The following is a 16,766-nucleotide window of genomic DNA, read 5'->3' as shown; positions in this document are numbered from 1 at the left end:
TGTGATTATTTTATAAGCTCAAGAAACTCTGTTTCATCTATTATCCTGATTCCCAGTTCCTGGGCCTTGGTAAGCTTGCTTCCTGCGGCTTCTCCCGCTAGAACAAGACTTGTTTTCTTTGAAACACTTCCTGAAGCCTTGCCGCCGTTTTTAACTATCAGCTCTTCCGCCTCTTTTCTTCCCAGTGTAGGAAGAGTTCCGGTAACAACAATTGTCATGCCGGAAAGCTTGTCAGAAGCATCTTCATCCTTTTCCATAGTCATGTTAAGGCCAAGGTTCTGCATAGTCTCAAGAATGCGAAGATTGGACTTTTCATGGAAAAATTCGTATAAATCATTGGCTGTTGTCTCGCCAATATCAGGAATCTGCAAAAATCCATCCACTGTAACTTTGGTAAGATCCATAAGATTGTCAAAATGTTTCATGATCTCCCTTGCGGTGGATTTGCCGACATTGCGAATAGCAAGGGCTGTAAGAAGCCTTACAGGATCATTTTCCTTTGATTTTTCGATTTCTCCCAATAGTTTATCGGTATTTTTTTCTTTACCGATTATACCCTTTTCAATAAGCTCATCGCGATGCTGTCCAAGCTTATATATATCTGAATAATCTTTAAGATACCCCTCAGAAACAAGGGCGTCAACAAGTGTATCACCAAGTCCCATAATATTCATGGCATCACGGCTGGTGAAATAAGCAATGGTTCTCCTTACCTGTGCTGGACATGTGGGATTGATGCATCTGATGTCCGCAGTATCCTCTTCCCTAACCAGATGTCCGCCGCAGACAGGGCAAACAGAAGGTGTAGTATATACCACCTCAGGAGCCTTGACGCATCCGTTGAGCTTTGGAATGATCTCGCCGCTCTTAAAAAGCTTGTATTCTCCACCGATGCCAATCTGCATCTGAGTAATGTAGTCCTGATTATGAAGTGTTGCTCTGGAAACGCTGGTGCCGCAAAGTCTTGCAGCCTTACCGGTCTCCCTGTCGTGGAAACTTCCGGTGAAGGTAAGCTTACCGGTTCTTCCCACATCCACCAGGATCTCATCCATCACAACAATTCGCTCTTCCGGTGGATACTTATATGCTATATGGCCTGCTGAATACTTGGATCCGGCAGGAAAATCCTCTCTCCAGAGAATATTGTCAACCTTGATTACGGCTCCGTCCAGGTCAAATTCAAGATTCTCTCGCATATTGCCGATTTCATCAATGGCGTCGCAGATTTCGTCCGCATTCTTGCAAAGTCTGTGATAAACGGTCTTAACTCCGGCTTTTTCCAGTTCATCAAGGCCATTGCAATGTGAAGCCCTAAGCTCTGCAGGACCGTCCTGGATATTAAACACAAACATCTTAAGACCTCTTGATCTTGTTATCTCCGGGTCAAGCTGTCTGAGAGTTCCGGCTGCAAGGTTTCTGGGATTGGCTGCGATCTTTTTGCCAAGCTTCTCCTGGGTCTCGTTAAATCTCTCAAAAGCCTCATGGGACATATATACTTCCCCTCGAAGCTCCAGATAATCATAGGGAAGCTCCAGAGTCTGCTGTATATCAGGAATAACAAGGGCATTGGCTGTTACATCTTCACCGATAAGTCCATCTCCTCTTGTTTCCGCCATGATAAGATGCATCTTGCCGTCATCTCCCTTATTGTATCTAAGGGATAAGCTAAGGCCGTCTATCTTCTGCTCAACGGAAAAAAGAGCTCCGGGATGAACCGCATGAACCTTGTTAACAAAAGCCTTTACATCCTCTTTATTAAATACGTCCTCGATAGAAAGCATAGGAACGTTATGTGTTATCTTAACACCGGCTTCTCTCTTGGCAGTTCCGCCGATAATTTTTGAAGGGGAATCCTCAGTTACAAAGGATGGATTATCCTTCTCTATGGCCTTAAGCCTCTGCATGAGCTGATCATATTCATAATCTGAAATCTCAGGTGCATCCTGGTTATAATACAGATCCATATGATGCTTGATGGTTTTTACAAGCTCATCATATTCTTTTTTGATTTCTTTAATAGTAGCCAAAATATCAATCTCCCAACTTTAATCCAGCTGCTGAGTACAGCTTACTTTTTTCTTCCTCAGAAAGCTCAGTGTATTTACCGGGACTAAGCTTGTAATCTTCAAGTCTGACCGTCATAACACGGATTCTTTTTAGCTTTTTGACCTCATAGCCCAGGGCCTTGCACATTCGCCTGATCTGCCTGTTAAGCCCCTGTGTGAGTATTATGTTAAAAGAGCACTTGCCTGTTCTTTTAACCTTGCAGCCTCTTGTGGTCCTGTCCAGTTCCTTAAGATAGACTCCCTGAGACATTTTATTCAGAAAATCACCGTTAACAGCCTTATCAACGGTAACTTCATATTCCTTTTCGTGCTTTTTAGAGCCCTTCATCATAGCTTCTATAAGCTTGCCGTCATCAGTCATGAGAAGAAGCCCCTCAGAGTCCTTATCAAGCCTGCCGGCATAGGTAACTCGCCTGCCATAACCAAGGTCCTCGATAACTGTCTTATCAGCATGCTGATCCTTTTCGGTACAGGTAACTCCCACCGGTTTGTAATAAGCAAGAACAACACTGGTTTTGGAGGGCTTTATTTCTTTGCCGTCCACAGTAACAGTATCCTTATCCGAGATCTGAACTCCGGGAACAGCCTCGGAGCCGTTAACAGTGACTCTTCCGGCCTGTATTAATTTATCAGCCTCTCTTCGGGAACAAACTCCGCAGGAAGCAATATATTGATTCAGTCGCATCAGACAACCTTTCATAAATCCATATATAAAAACGGTTAGGACAGCTTCCTAACCGTTTAATTATAATATTTATTTAATAGTATCTCAATACAGAAAAACACTGAATCACAGGTTTCATACTGCCTGTGAAAGCTTACCGATTGCATCCTCTGCAATAATAAGCTCGTAGCTTTCCTTCATATGAGCGATAACATTCCTGTTGGTAGCCTGGAAATGAGCAAATTCATAGGCCATTGTGAACAGTGAAGCAAATGCCTTGGGATCCTCATTCTCTCTGTTGAGATCAAGATAGTATCTTCCATCCTTCTCATTTTTGTAAAGTGAGCTGGATATATTCAGATCCTTAGGGGCCTTGGCACAGAACTTGATAACTGTATGAATGTCCTCAAATCTGAATACATATTCGTGGAATTTAAGCCTGTTCTGATCCCTTTTGGCCTTCTCTTCCTCAGAAAGTGCAGCCTGATCCTTCTTAAATCCGCTGCTGATCTTGGAGGCCTTGTTCATATTGTTCTCAACGGTCTCACCCTTGTTCAAAAGAACCTTGTCAGGATTCTCAGCGATTCCACTCTCTTCCATAATATCCTTAACAGAATTGGTGAGCTGCTTAAGGCTCTTCAAATACTCATTAAGTCTGTTAATGCGCTCGTCATTGGCAGCATCTCCGATGTCCTCAAGTACATTTTTAGGAATCTTGATTCCTGCCTTATCAGTAAGATTCTTGAGAATCTCGCCAAAAGAAGCTGACGCATTCTCAGAAAGAGTAAGAGAAATTGAATGATCGGGAAGAACCGTTATCTGCATCGGCATAAATGAACCTGTAGGCTTATAATCAACCTCTTCCTCAGCCTTCCTCATGACATCATGAAGAAATTCCATTGCTTCCTTCTTTTTCTCAAACAGATCCTCGAGCTTGATTCCCTGCTCGTCCATATCATCTTCAGTTATAATACATGTAACAGTATCCTTGTTTATCCTTCTGAATTCCATTAAAATCCCTTTCAAAAAACAAAAATATCTCAAAAGACAAGCTTTATTTTACAACATTTAACAAATTCTTGGAAGACCTTCTCCGTACATAAGACCAATTATGCGTTTTCCGCCTATCTTAGTACGAAGTGTCACATTATTATTATCGGATGAGCTGTCCTGTTTATGAACCTGCCCGATGATACATGCATTTTCGCCGTATTTCGCGCTTCGAATGATGGAAACCGCCTTTTCTGCTTCATCAGAAGCAACTGAAAGAACCATTTTTCCTTCATTGCCCATATAAAGAGGATCCAGGCCCAGCATACCACAGAAATTCTTTACAGAATCTGATACAGGCAAAAGCTGTTCCTCAAGCTCGATACTGCATTTTGAGCTCTCGCTGAATTCATTCAAAACTGTGCCAAGACCGCCTCTTGTCACATCTCTCATGGCATGAACCCTGATTCCCGCGTCAAGAAGACCAAATACCATCTCCTTAAGAGGAGCTGCATCCGACAGGATACTGCTGTCAATTCCCATTCTTTTGCCAAGAATAGCTGCGTGATGATCTCCAAGATTACCTGAAATAATGATCTTGTCACCATCTTCAAGATTAAAAGGTCCCGGAACAGCCAGGTCATCATCAATAAAACCAACGCCTGATGTATTGATAATAAGCCCGGGTTCGCCGCCCTTGTTCTCAATAACTTTGGTATCACCGGTCACTACCATAACATCGGCTTCCTTGCATGTTTCAGCAAAAGAAGCTATGACCTTGTCCAGTATATCTATATCCAGTCCTTCTTCCAGGATGCATCCGCAGGTTATGTATTTAGGCCTTGCGCCGCTCATCAGAAGATCGTTAACAGTGCCGCATACAGCAAGTCTTCCGATATCTCCTCCGGGAAAAATGATAGGTGTAACAACAAAAGAATCAGTGGTAACAGCAAGCTTTCCTGCTCCCTGAACCACAGCAGAATCCTCAAGTTTTTCCAATATCTCATTACGAAAATGTTTGGCAAATACCTCTTTTATCAATTTGGAAGTGGATTCACCGCCGCTTCCGTGAGCCATTGTGATCTTCATATATCCTAAATCTCCAAATACTTATTTTCTGCCTGAAACAAAGTAATTATAGCAGCTTCCCTCTGTGGAAACCATGCAGGCGCCATGGGCATTATCAGGTGTGCATACCTTACCGAAAAGCGGACATTCATAGGGTCTAAGCTTTCCCACAAGAACATTGGCGCACTGACAGCCTGCAGGCATATTGTCAGTATCAAGTCCGATACTTCCCGCATCAAACTGCAGATACTCTTTCTTCAAGGTCATACCTGACCCCGGGATGGTTCCCATACCGCGCCAGGATGAATCGGAAGGTTCAAAAAATTTCTCAACAGCCTCTTTAGCCTTAAGATTGCCTTCATAGGTTACAACATCTTTATAGAGATTCTTCATGCCTGTTTTGCCCTTCATGGAAACAAGAGCATAAATAGTCATAAGAAGCTGCGCTCCCTCAAATCCGGATACTACAAAGGGAATACCAAGCTCCTTGGACAGTTCCTCAAAAATACCGCTTCCTGTTACAGCAGCCACGTGTCCCGGAGCAATAAAGCCATCTATTCCGCCGCCGTTTTTTACAACCCATCTGATTACTTCGGGCATTGTCTTAAGACTTGTAAGGAGCTTTAAATTCTTAAGATTCTTTTTATCTGCCTGTTCCAGAAGCATAGCATATACAGGAGTTGTGGTTTCAAAACCTATGGCAGCAAAAACATAGGTATGAGCGGGATCTTCCTCCGCCAGTTTAATGGATTCCATAGGGGAATAAACCATTCTCACATGGGCTCCGTCAGCCTTTGCATCTGCAAGGGACTTATCTGTTCCCTTAACCCTTATGAGATCTCCAAAGGTCAGTACTATGGTGTCCTCCCTCATGGACAGCTCAACAAGTTTGTCGATCACAGCGGTAACCGTCACGCAAACAGGACAACCGGGGCCGGAAATCAGCTTGATCTTGGGAGAAAGCATGGCAGGAATTCCATTTTCAGAAATCGCTGCTGTATGAGTTCCGCAAACCTCCATGATCCGAACTTCGTCCCCGTCATATTCTTTTAAAGCCTTAACTATTTCTTCAAGAGTCTGCATCAGATTGTAAGCCCTTCTATCTCGTTAAAGAGTTCTTCCATCTCATTTGCCAGCTTTTCATCCATAGTCTGAATGATACAGCCTGCATGAACCAAAACCTTATCACCTACCTTGACATTAACAAGGCCGGCCTCAGCATTTACAATATTTCCCGCAAAATCAACTGTAGCCTTGGTTCCATCAAGTTTTATAACTGTTCCCGGAATTGCAACACACATAAAAATCCTTTCTAATCTTCAAAAGACATAAGCCCATAATAGGCCTGTCCCAGTGAAATCCCTGCATCAGAAGCCGGAACCTGTTGATTCCAGTATACCTCATATCCGCTGATGCTGAGTAAATTGATAGTCTTAGTTAAAAGAAGGCGGTTAAGAAAAACTCCTCCCGATAAACATACCTTCTTCTCTCCCGTTTCCGCGCTTATGATATCACAAACATTCTTGATGGCTGTTGTAATGGCCACATGAAATGCGTAAGCGCATAAAACAGTATTATATTTTCCCTGGTCGACACATTCTTCGATCTGTCTGAATAAGACAGCCTGATCTGTGAGAATGTTACCATTATCATCCCTATATACTTTAAGCTCAAATTCCGGTCTGTCAATACCTGTATATCTCCAGGCCTCTTTTTCAAGAAGGCCGGCACATTCACTCTCATAGGAATTGTAATCGCATATTCCAAGCAGGGATGAAACAGCGTCGAAAAGCCTGCCCACGCTGGATGTGGTAAAGGTATTTATATCATTATTGAGAGCAGCCTTGATGATCTCCGGAACCTTATCTTCTTTTATTCCGGCAGCTATTCTGTAACAATCACGGATCATATCAGCTTTCTTTGGAGCCATGTCGCCACCGGATAACTTCACATATGACATATGGCCATAGCGCTTAACCTGAGCTTTATTACAGTAAAAATATTCACCGCCCCAGATATTTCCGTCGTCTCCGAAACCTGTTCCGTCAAATGCAATGCCAATACAGCTATCAAGAGAATTCTCAGCCATAACCGACAGAATATGTGCATGATGATGCTGAACGGCAATAAGACCTGATTCATCAATACCCTGTTCTTTTATGAGCTTACGGGCATAATTCGATGAATAATAACCGGGATGCTTATCACATATCACCTTGTCAAAAGAGAACTCAAATATGGATCTGTAATATGGTATAAGCTCCCTATACTCATCAAACACTCCCATATCAGCCATATCACCAAGATGCTGAGAAAGGATTACTCTGTCCTTTTTGCCAAAGGCGAAGGTATTCTTCAGATCTGCTCCCATGGCAAGAACAGATACGTCACTGGAATTATTGTTTTTGCCCCCGATCATTACCGGCAATGGGAAGAATCCCCTGGCTCTTCGTATAAAAGCAGGATAATAGCCTTTTGATGTTCTGATAACAAACATGACAGAATCATCCTGCGCAATATTTATCTTTCTTTTATGGTAAAGAACTCCGTAAGCACGTTGTTCATTATTTTCGTTTAAAAATGTATCAAAAAAGTCTTCGTCCGAATATATCATGGGTTCATCGGATCTGTTGGCGCTGGTAACGATAAGCGGTCCCAACACATCGCACAAAAGTCTGTGAATCCCTGACGAAGGCAGGAAAGCTCCAATATATCTGCTATCCCTGCAGACCGACTCAGGAAAATCTTTCTTCTTTTGTAAAAGAACTATTGGTCTTGCAGAAGAAACAAGAAGCTCCTTTTCTTTTTCATTAACATAACAGTATTCGGATATCTTATCGATATCTGAGAACATGATAGCAAAAGGTTTCTTTTCGCGGCCTTTTAGATCTCGCAGATTCCTTGCAGCCACATCTGAAGGAAGACATACAAGCTGATAGCCGGAAATTCCCTTAAGACCTATTATCATATTCTTGGAAAGCGCATTTATGGCTTCATCAACAGCTGATTTCCTTTCATAGCTGTCATCACCTGTTGAAAATATCATTTGAGGGCCGCAATCATGGCAGGATATAGTCTGGGCATGACGGCGTCTTCCCAAGGTGTATTCCTTCCTGCAGGAAGGACACATTTCAAAATCGATCATTGTGGTGGTATCACGATCATAGGGAAGTTTATTCAGTATGCTTATTCTAGGGCCGCAGACCGCACAGCTGATCAGAGGATAGCGGTATCTTCTGTCATTTATATCAAGCATTTCCCTCATACAGTCATCGCAAATGCCTATATCAGGAAGAAAAACAGGAAGTTCATCCTTAAGACTTACAGAATTGCTTTGAACAATAGTAAAATCCTTGAAATCATCTTCCTTGAGGGCCGTGACATCAGATATATCCACATCCAAAATAAAAGCACCTGCAGGATATTCGTTTTTTATACTATCAGTAAAAGAGTGCAAAATGTCCTCATCCCCGATTGCAAGAATATCAACAGCTGCTCCGATGTTCTTAACCTGACCCCTGATTCCGTATTTTGTTGCCAATTCAGCTATAAAGGGGCGGAAACCAACACCTTGTACCGCCCCTTTAACTCTAATCATTATTGTCATAATCTGAACTTGTCTTAATCAAAGAAAATCAAGCCTTAGGTTCCTCTGCAGGTTTCTGAGCAGGAGCACTAGCTGCGGGAGCTGCCTGGGCATTTGCTGCAGGAGCTGCCTGGGCATTACCTGCTGCGGCTGCCTGGGCTGCCTTAGCTGCGGCAGCGGCTGCTGCACGCTCTTTAGCTGCCTTCATAAGTGCTTCCTGAGCTGCAATAGCCTTCTCGGACTGCTTGAAGGTCTTGGTGATCTTCTCAGTTCCGGGCTCCTGGAATCTGACTCCCATAGAAAGTGACTTCTTAGGGCAGTTATCTACGCAGCATCTGCACTGTATACAGCTCATAGGATTGATAGACCAGGTTTTTTCAGCCTTATCAATGCTGATGGCATGTGTAGGGCACTTAATAGAGCAAAGTCCGCAAAGTACGCAGAGATCCATATCGTTCTCAACATGTCCTCTTGTACCTACAGGAAACTCTTTCTCCACCTTTCTGGTCTTAGGCTTTGATACAAGATTATGAAGAATTGTATTCTTAAAACTAACAATAGACATAACTTATCTCCTTAACGTGTAGTCTTTCCGGCAAATTATCTTTCTGTACAACTGATACAAGGATCAATGGTAAGAACAAGGATCGGAACATCTGCCAGATCACAGCCCTTAAGTGTCTCCACAAGACCTGAAAGGTTTGCAAAGGTGGGGGTGCGGACTCTCATTCTGTCTATGAACTTAGTACCATTAGCCTTAACATAGTAATGAGCTTCTCCTCTGGGCTGCTCAAGACGCATAAAGTATTCACCGTTAGGCATGCCCTTAACAGGAACATCGATATCGCCACCGGGAATCTTGGCAATACACTGTCTGATAATATCAAATGCCTGGAAGATCTCCTTGATACGGCACTCTGTTCTTGCATAAGAATCACCGTCATTGCTGATGATTGGCTCGAAGTCAACATCACCGTATGCGCAGTAAGCTGTGCTACGGATATCACGGGCAATTCCGCTGGCTCTGAGGAAAGGTCCGCAGCAGCCAAGCTCATCAGCCTGCTGTGCTGTAAGAACGCCTACACCTCTAAGTCTTGTCTGAACAGCCATATCATTGAGGAAAGGCTTGGAAATAACCTTAAGCTCCTCTTCCATCTTGTTGATACGCTCTGCAAAATCTCTGAGCATCTCATCAGAAACATCTCTTCTTACACCGCCGATCTTCATAGCTGAGAAGATTACACGGCCGCCAGTGGAAGCCTCAAACATATCAAGGGCATCCTCTCTGAGTCTCCAGCTCTCCATATAAAGAGACTCAAATCCGAAAGCATCAGCCAGAAGGCCAAGCCAAAGAAGATGTGAGTGAACTCTGGAAAGCTCAGACCAAATTGTTCTAAGGTATCTTGCACGAGCAGGTACTTCAATATCCATGATGTGCTCAACAGCCTCTGAATAACCAAGGCCATGGCCAAGAGAACAGATACCGCAGATACGCTCTGCAACATAAACCATCTCGTTAAAATCTTTTTTATCAACCAGCTTCTCAAGACCTCTGTGGATGAAACCAATGGAAGGGATAGCTTCTACAACCTTCTCATCCTCCATAACAAGGTCTAAATGAATTGGTTCCGGAAGAACCGGATGCTGGGGTCCAAATGGAATTACACTTCTTGTAGACATTTTTGGTTCCTCCAATTACTTAAATGGTGTCTCAATCGCTGTACGATAGAGCTTACCTTCGAAATCAATATTGATCATCTTAACCTGTACTCCGAAAAGATCATGCATTTCGTTCTCATATATGAAAGCACAGGGATAGATGCTGGTAATGCTGGAAATCTCTTTATCCTCGGGAAGAGTTACCTTGAAATGCTTCATCTCAAGATCCTTGCCGAAAGAATAGATGATCTCATAAGCCTCAGGAATTCTTGTGGCGCAAACCTGCATGATGTGGTAGCCCTGGAATTTAAGTTTCTGAGTCTCATCGATAACGCTTTCAGGATTAACACTGATAAATTCTGTATTCATTATGCGTTTTCTCCTTTCTTAGTGTTATCGGCAGCAGGTGCTGCGACAGGAGCCTTGGGAGCAGCTGCGGGAGCCGGCTTGGGAGCTGGCTTTGCAGTAGCCTTGATCTTCTCTTCTGCCTGCTGTCTGAGAGCTTCCTCAGTAAGAACAGCATCATACTGGTTGGTAGGATCATAGTCATCAGCAGTCATATGAATAGCGATCTTGCTGTAGTCAACAGTGCAATATCCGGCCTTCATAGACTCTTTAAGTTTCTTCTTCTTCTCTTCGAGAATGCCGACTGCCTTAACAACGCCTTCGATAAGTGCCTCAGGTCTTACAGCACAGCCCGGAACATAAACATCAACGGGAACAACCTTATCAGCTCCTCCCAGAATGTTGTAGCACTCCTTGAAGATACCGCCGTCACATGCACAGATACCGCAGGCAACAACTACCTTGGGATCAGGCATCATGTTATAAAGCTGTCTGATAACAGGAGCTGTCTGGGCGTTTACGCCACCTGTAAGAAGCAGTACGTCAGCATGCTTAGGATTACCGGTATTAATAATACCAAAACGCTCCACATCATAAAGAGGAGTCATTGTGGCAAGTACTTCTATATCACAGCCATTACAGCTGGAACCATCATAATGTAACACCCATGGTGATTTAGAAATTTTCATTGATCTTCATCCCTTCCCATCTTATTTCAAAACATTAAGAATCAGCAGATTTGTTCCTGCGAAAACAAGTATTACAGTCCATGTTACCTTGAGCATGGTAATGTACTTAACACGAGGGAACAGATTGTCAATAAGTGTTTCAAGGAAGAATACACATGAAACAGCAATGATAGCCCACAATCTGCTGATAGGGTTTGCAGTAATAAAGAACATTCCGACAATACCCATCATAAGCACCAGGTCATACCACTCAGCAAGCTCAACCAGAGCAAGGTTTCCACCGGAAAGGTCTGTTGTAAGACCCTTAACCATCTCCTGATGCATGTGGTGTGATGTAGCAAGATCAAATGGAGATTTTCTCAGCTTGATGATAAGGATAAATACGAAGCCGATGAAAAATCCGGGAATGTACATAATAGCAGGTTTCTCAGCCTGGATAAGGTCGTTTACCATGAAACTTCCGTTGGCATAGTAGAAACCAATGGCAACAAGCAGTGTCATAGGCTCATAACACATCATCTGGCAAAGCTCACGCTGTGCACCCATGATACTGTAAGGGCCGTTTGTTGAAAAAGCTGCCATAACCATCAGCACTTCTGACATTGACAAAGCGAAGAATACAAGAAGCATATCTCCGCCAGCAAAGAAAAGTGCGCCGGTAAATACTGTCATAATAAGGTAGCCGGTAACAAACAGAACCTGAATGCTGTTAACAACGGTGGTCTGCTTGTTAAGAAGCTTGAACACATCATAGAAAGGCTGGAACAGAGGTGGGCCCTGTCTTCCCTGCATTCTTGCGGAAAATACTCTGTCAAGTCCTGACAAAGTACCGCCGATCAATGGTGCTAAGATAATATAAAGTATAGCTTTTACTATAATTGTAACTGTCATTAGATATTACCTCCAACCACAACGATAAGCATTACAGCAACCAGCACAGCGGCAACTATGATAGAAGGCCAGAGAAGCTTCTTCTCACCAAAGTAATCTTCCATGTACCAATTGGACATGTAAAGTGCTCTCTCCTTACCGAATGAATCGATATAATGTCTGTCATCACCGGCATTTACGCCCGCTACATAAGACATGGTCATCTTTGAATTCTTACCGATGGACAATATTCTTGATCCGATAGGAATCATGAATACCATAGCTACCATTATCATCATGATGATAACATCGCTGCCACCGATAACATTTTCGATGGTGCCCTCAAATGCCTCACTGAGGATAGGCTGAACCATGTTACCTGACATCCATGGGAATGCAAAACACATAATTACGATCATTGTTGTAAGAGGAATAATTGAAACCATCTCACTTCTTGGTGTGATATCCTCAAGCTCGAAGGACTGGTGGATAACAGCACAGATCTTGCCAAGCCATTTTGCCCAGTAGAAAAGTGTGCTTCCTGAACCGAATACCAGGAAAAGAACCAGCCATACGGAACCTGACTCAACGAAGGACTTAAGAGCAGCCCACTTGGATACCAGCATTCCGAAAGGAGCCATGAACATACCGCAGATACCGATGATCATGATAAATGCAAGTCTTGGAAGCTTGATGATAAGACCGTGCATATCCTCAATATCACGGCTGTGCATACAGTTCTCGATATCACCTACAGTCTGGAACAGCAGAGACTTGGATACAGCATGGAAAAGAACAAGCATAACCGCTGCCCATACACCTTCCTGTGTACCTGTGCCTGCGCAGGCTGTAATAAGACCAAGGTTTGAAATTGTTGAATAAGCAAGAACTTTCTTACCGTCACTAACTGTAATAGCAAGAAGTGATGCAGCAAAGAATGTGAAGCCACCGATGACAGTGATCATAACGCCTGTAAGGGTTCCCTGCATAACAGGTGAAAGTCTGATCAGCATATATACACCGATCTTAACCATGGTAGCTGAGTGAAGAAGCGCACTGGATGGTGTAGGTGCAACCATGGCACCGAGGAGCCATCTTGAGAATGGGAACTGAGCGCTCTTTGTAAGCGCAGCAAATGCAAATAAAGTAACAGGAATAATAATTACTTCTGAAGCTCCTGCTGCTGTAATCTCGCTGAGATTGGACATATTAAGGTACATGTTGGTGTACATAAGACCTGCTGCAAAACCAACACCGCCTAAAAGGTTCATCCATAAAGCTCTGAAAGAATTGTTTACAGCCTCTTCTGTTCTTGTATAACCGATCATAAGGAATGAACATACGCTTGTGATCTCCCAGAAGAAATAGATCCATCCGAGATTGTCAGAAGAAATAAGACCAAACATAGCTCCTAAGAATACAAACATAAGAGCAAGGAAATAATTGGATCTGTCAACAACATCTGTGTGATGATGATGATAATCCTTCATGTAACCGCTGGCATAGATACAGATAAGAATACCTACAATACCAACGATAAGATACATAACTGCAGCAAATGTATCGATTCTCAGATGAGTGCTGCCCTCTACCGCATTACCTGAAAGGTCCATCCAGAGCACAGGAATTGTACCAACAAGTGAAATAAGAATCGCATAATACTTTTTGTACTTGATACTTAAAAAGCATACAAGACACATAAGAAATACTTCGCCGGCCATTATGAAATGATTCGGAATCTCTGCATCCTCCAAATACATAAACTGTGAAGTATCACCGGACATAAGTACGTTAACGGCAACATAAATGGCAGCAGCCATAATTGTAAAGCCGCCAAGCATGATCACAGCGCTTCTGAATGGAGAAGCGTATTTGAGTAATCCAATTATTATTGCCATTAAGAAAGGAAATAAAATTAAGAAATAAACTACATTAAGAATTGGGATAGCCAAGGTGTTTTCGCCCCTTTCACATAAGTTTTCATAACCTCTTTGTTATGAATTTTTCATAAATTTGTCGATGGCGTCATTAAGTTCAATGATCGCTTGTTCATCTCCATCCTGGACCGCATGGACAATACAATGACTGATGTGCTCTTTAAGGATTGCCTTACCGGTGTTGTTGATAGCACTTCTCACAGCTGCCAGCTGTATGAGAACTTCAGTACAATCCCTGTCATCTTCTACCATTTTTTTAACAGATTCAAGGTGTCCGATAGCCTTGGATAGTCTGTTGACAATGGCTTTCATGCTTTCAGGATCATGGTGATGATTATGGGTGTGAGAACTCATAAAAACCTCCAAAAATAATGTGCGTTTCAAAATTCTTAAAAACCTTAAAAACGCACATTAAGCCAATCGTTATTATATTTCTAATAAAGGAAAAAATCAATAAATAATGTATGCTAATTGAAAAGTTTATCTAATATTTCCAATAATCTTGTATAAAAGATCATATAGCATCTTTCCCTCTTCTTTTCCGAGGTTGACACATGCCCCCATCTCGGAAGGAATATCAATAGCCATATCTTTTAAATTTTCGCCTTCATCTGTGATGGTAACCACAAGATTTCGTTCGTCCTCACTTGAGCGAACCCTTGTGATATAGCCCTTTGATTCCAGCTTTTTAAGAACCGGTGTCAGAGTACCGGAGTCAAGATAAAGGCATTCCCCAAGTGTCTTTACATTGACTGTCTTCATTTCCCAAAGAACCATCATAGTGATGTACTGGGTATAAGTCAGATCGATCTTATCAAGATATGGCTTATACTTTCTGATAATCTCTTTGGCGCAGGCATACAGCGGAAAACAGAGCTGATTGCCCAGTTTTAATTTCTCATACTTCTCATCTTCACTACTCATAACAAAAAACTCCCATATAAAAAGATTTTATGCTATTTAATATTATCACACATTATTACTTTTTGTATAGTCTTTGGAGTCTTATATTGAATTATTTTCAGTAAATAATTACTTAATATTGTGATTAATATTCTTGATAGGGATATTGGCGTAAAGAGCAGGTGCAGATTTGCCACCGTTATCTTCACTATCCATCTGGGTGATGTTGATATCTATGCCATCCATATCAATCTCAGCATATTTTGATAAAACTTCTATGATATCGCTTCTGATTTTCTGCATTATCTCAGGAGAACAGGATGCTCTGTCAGAGACAAGAACAAGCTTAAGGCGGTCTTTGGCAATATCACTTGAAGATTTCTTTTTGAAAAAATCAGATAATTTCATCACAAAGTCCTCCCTTATTTCTTCCTGAACCAGGAAAACAGACCTTTTCTGGCTTCAAGATCAAGAAAAGGAATGGATTCTCCGATAACACGTCTGCAGATGTTCATATAAGCCTGACCTGCAAGTGAGTTATCACCCACAAGAGGCTCACCATTATTAGTTGCAACAACAATGTTCTCATCATCAGGAACCTGGCCAATGAGATCAACAGCAAGGATATCGATAACATCCTCTGCAGACATCATATCTCCTCTTTTAACCATATCAGGGCGCAGTCTGTTTACAATGAGATGTGTTTTCTTGATCTCATTAGCCTCAAGAAGGCCGATGATTCTGTCCGCATCACGAACAGCTGAAACCTCAGGTGTAGTAACAACCAGTGCTCTATCAGCGCCTGCGATGGCATTCTTAAAGCCCTGCTCAATACCTGCGGGGCAGTCAAGAAGAATATAGTCGAATTCTTTCTTGAGCTCACTTGTAAGCTCCTTCATCTGTTCAGGAGTAACAGCAGTCTTGTCCCTTGTCTGAGCTGCAGGTAAAAGGAAAAGTGATTCATACTTCTTATCCCTGATAAGTGCCTGCTTAAGCTTGCAGTTTTTCTCGATAACGTCTACAAGAGTATAGACGATTCTGTTCTCCAGTCCCATTACTACGTCCAGGTTTCTAAGTCCTATATCTGTATCAATAAGGACAACCTTTTTGTTGAGTTTCGCAAGTCCTGTGCCCAGATTGGCAGTGGTTGTTGTCTTACCAACTCCGCCCTTTCCGGATGTGATTACAATAACTTCTCCCATATTTTTCCTCCAAATTATAATCTTAAATCTTAAATCTTATAAAAAGATCTTAAAAACTGATGTCCGTAAGCGGTCTTAATGATGTGACCGTTTTCTATATAAGCTACTTCAGGCTCTTCCTCGCTGCTCATAAGCTTTTTGCGGCGAAGTCTGAGCTTGGGGCCCTTCTCGGCATCCGGTGAAATAGCAATTGCATCTGCGATTCTGACCTGCAAAGGGCTGAGTTTCAATGCCATTACAACGCAGTCTCTGTCTCCGCCAGCTCCCGCAAATGCATTACCTCTAAGTTCACCAAGAATATAAATGCTGCCGTAGGATGTGACGCTGGCACCGGGCTTAACATCTCCCAGTACAACTACACTCTCCTTACATGAAATATCCTGGCCTGATCTGAGGTTCCCCTTAAATATCCTTGCATTGGATGGATCAATCTGTACAAGATCGCTGTCATCCTCTCCTGCCTGTTCATCTGATTTTCCGGCAGTTCTTTTGGCCATGGCTTCTACAATATATTTATCAATCTCATCCTCTTCATTGATAATGCAGGAAATGGTAAGATCTGAATTGTTCTCGATAATATCTACAACAGCATCCTGCTCATCATCACTTAATTTTCTTCCGCGAATGATAAGTCCCATGCTGCTCTTGCCGAAAAAAGAAGCAGCTTCCTTAAACTTCTTGGCTATATCATCCTCTAATTGTTCAAATGAATATTCCGGATCCAGGACAAGAATAATTCCAGACTTAGTACCTTTGATTGTAACTTTCTGATTCAATATTGGTCACC

The 16,766-nt window shown here is 42.4% G+C and carries 18 protein-coding genes; all 18 read right to left on the bottom strand.

Features of this window, described 5'->3' with window-relative positions:
• Positions 1–5 precede the first annotated feature (5 nt).
• The 18 genes from ligA to minC all read right to left on the bottom strand — a co-directional run bounded on the left by ligA (position 6) and on the right by minC (position 16,755).
• Positions 6–2,030: an NAD-dependent DNA ligase LigA gene (gene ligA / locus T359_RS0100890; protein WP_197027060.1), complete on the bottom strand. Its 2,025-nt coding sequence runs from the start codon at positions 2,028–2,030 to the stop codon at positions 6–8.
• 1 nt (position 2,031) lies between these two features.
• Positions 2,032–2,751: a pseudouridine synthase gene (locus T359_RS0100885; protein ID WP_197027039.1), complete on the bottom strand. Its 720-nt coding sequence runs from the start codon at positions 2,749–2,751 to the stop codon at positions 2,032–2,034.
• A gap of 114 nt (positions 2,752–2,865) precedes the next feature.
• Entirely contained in the window at positions 2,866–3,741 is an 876-nt protein-coding gene (locus T359_RS0100880) for an adaptor protein MecA (RefSeq protein ID WP_026515830.1), read from the bottom strand.
• Between the two features lie 57 nt (positions 3,742–3,798).
• A complete protein-coding gene (gene hypE, locus T359_RS0100875; protein WP_026515829.1) occupies positions 3,799–4,809 on the bottom strand; it encodes a hydrogenase expression/formation protein HypE in 1,011 nt (336 codons plus the stop codon).
• A 21-nt stretch (positions 4,810–4,830) separates the two neighbouring features.
• On the bottom strand, positions 4,831–5,871 hold the full coding sequence (gene hypD, locus T359_RS0100870; RefSeq protein ID WP_026515828.1) for a hydrogenase formation protein HypD: 1,041 nt from the start codon (positions 5,869–5,871) through the stop codon (positions 4,831–4,833).
• Positions 5,871–6,089 (bottom strand): HypC/HybG/HupF family hydrogenase formation chaperone, encoded by a 219-nt coding sequence (locus T359_RS0100865; RefSeq protein WP_026515827.1) that lies wholly within the window; start codon positions 6,087–6,089, stop codon positions 5,871–5,873. Before T359_RS0100865 ends, hypD begins: the two co-directional genes overlap by 1 nt.
• A gap of 11 nt (positions 6,090–6,100) precedes the next feature.
• Complete coding sequence (gene hypF, locus T359_RS0100860) at positions 6,101–8,395, bottom strand: carbamoyltransferase HypF (RefSeq protein WP_035783426.1); 2,295 nt, start codon at positions 8,393–8,395, stop codon at positions 6,101–6,103.
• A 28-nt stretch (positions 8,396–8,423) separates the two neighbouring features.
• A complete protein-coding gene (locus T359_RS0100855) occupies positions 8,424–8,939 on the bottom strand; it encodes a 4Fe-4S binding protein (RefSeq protein WP_035783424.1) in 516 nt (171 codons plus the stop codon).
• 35 nt (positions 8,940–8,974) lie between these two features.
• Entirely contained in the window at positions 8,975–10,054 is a 1,080-nt protein-coding gene (locus tag T359_RS0100850) for a hydrogenase large subunit (protein WP_026515824.1), read from the bottom strand.
• A 15-nt stretch (positions 10,055–10,069) separates the two neighbouring features.
• Complete coding sequence (locus T359_RS0100845) at positions 10,070–10,402, bottom strand: NADH-quinone oxidoreductase subunit C (protein ID WP_026515823.1); 333 nt, start codon at positions 10,400–10,402, stop codon at positions 10,070–10,072.
• Positions 10,402–11,067, bottom strand: a complete 666-nt coding sequence (locus tag T359_RS23240; protein WP_026515822.1) for an NADH-quinone oxidoreductase subunit B family protein — start codon at positions 11,065–11,067, stop codon at positions 10,402–10,404. The genes T359_RS0100845 and T359_RS23240 overlap by 1 nt, the downstream gene beginning before the upstream one ends.
• Positions 11,068–11,088: 21 nt before the next feature.
• Positions 11,089–11,958, bottom strand: a complete 870-nt coding sequence (locus T359_RS0100835; RefSeq protein WP_026515821.1) for a complex I subunit 1 family protein — start codon at positions 11,956–11,958, stop codon at positions 11,089–11,091.
• Entirely contained in the window at positions 11,958–13,757 is a 1,800-nt protein-coding gene (locus tag T359_RS0100830; protein ID WP_242839018.1) for an NADH-quinone oxidoreductase subunit 5 family protein, read from the bottom strand. The genes T359_RS0100835 and T359_RS0100830 overlap by 1 nt, the downstream gene beginning before the upstream one ends.
• 174 nt (positions 13,758–13,931) lie before the next feature.
• Complete coding sequence (locus tag T359_RS0100825; RefSeq protein WP_026515819.1) at positions 13,932–14,228, bottom strand: metal-sensing transcriptional repressor; 297 nt, start codon at positions 14,226–14,228, stop codon at positions 13,932–13,934.
• A 126-nt stretch (positions 14,229–14,354) separates the two neighbouring features.
• Positions 14,355–14,798, bottom strand: a complete 444-nt coding sequence (locus T359_RS0100820) for a MarR family winged helix-turn-helix transcriptional regulator (protein WP_026515818.1) — start codon at positions 14,796–14,798, stop codon at positions 14,355–14,357.
• Positions 14,799–14,906: 108 nt separating this feature from the next.
• Complete coding sequence (gene minE, locus T359_RS0100815; RefSeq protein ID WP_026515817.1) at positions 14,907–15,185, bottom strand: cell division topological specificity factor MinE; 279 nt, start codon at positions 15,183–15,185, stop codon at positions 14,907–14,909.
• Between the two features lie 14 nt (positions 15,186–15,199).
• The gene (gene minD, locus T359_RS0100810) at positions 15,200–15,979 is read right to left on the bottom strand and encodes a septum site-determining protein MinD (RefSeq protein ID WP_026515816.1); all 780 of its coding nucleotides are present in this window, start codon (positions 15,977–15,979) and stop codon (positions 15,200–15,202) included.
• 29 nt (positions 15,980–16,008) lie between these two features.
• Complete coding sequence (gene minC / locus T359_RS18875) at positions 16,009–16,755, bottom strand: septum site-determining protein MinC (RefSeq protein WP_051544838.1); 747 nt, start codon at positions 16,753–16,755, stop codon at positions 16,009–16,011.
• Positions 16,756–16,766: the final 11 nt, after the last annotated feature.

It is taken from the genome of Butyrivibrio sp. MC2021, assembly GCF_000621605.1.
Taxonomy (GTDB): domain Bacteria; phylum Bacillota; class Clostridia; order Lachnospirales; family Lachnospiraceae; genus Butyrivibrio.
This window is presented reverse-complemented; position numbering and strand designations above follow the sequence as displayed.